Source organism: Candidatus Thiosymbion oneisti, assembly GCF_004359955.1.
GTDB lineage: Bacteria > Pseudomonadota > Gammaproteobacteria > Chromatiales > Chromatiaceae > Thiosymbion > Thiosymbion oneisti.
The window spans coordinates 1-258 of sequence record NZ_SMSC01000198.1 but is presented as its reverse complement, the minus strand read 5'-3'; the positions used below and the strand labels follow the sequence as shown (position 1 = coordinate 258).

Annotated in this window: 1 protein-coding gene; it reads right to left on the bottom strand. The window is 60.5% G+C overall.

Annotation, left to right across the window (positions count from 1 at the left end; genetic code table 11):
- Window positions 1–67 precede the first annotated feature (67 nt).
- Window positions 68–258 (bottom strand): hypothetical protein (locus E1958_RS20705; protein WP_424945103.1); only part of this gene is annotated, 191 nt, incomplete at its 5' end.

Here is a 258-nt window from a genome sequence, read left to right as displayed (position 1 = left end):
TCTGAGCTGGTTCTGATCATTGCCGGCGTTGGTGACCTGGTAATGCATGATGAGCTGGTGTTTGTCGTCAACGCAACGTTGCACCTTGTAGCCCGTCACAGGCTGGTTGCTTGTTCAAGGCCCGCGCATCAGGGTCGGTACGGGAGCGCTGGGTCTCACCACGCTCCTCAAGCTGTTTGCGTTGCGCCTGCTGGCGGGCCTGGCGCGTCTTGAGTTCCTCCAACTTGCTCGCCAGCGTGGGGTCTTCACCCAACCGGT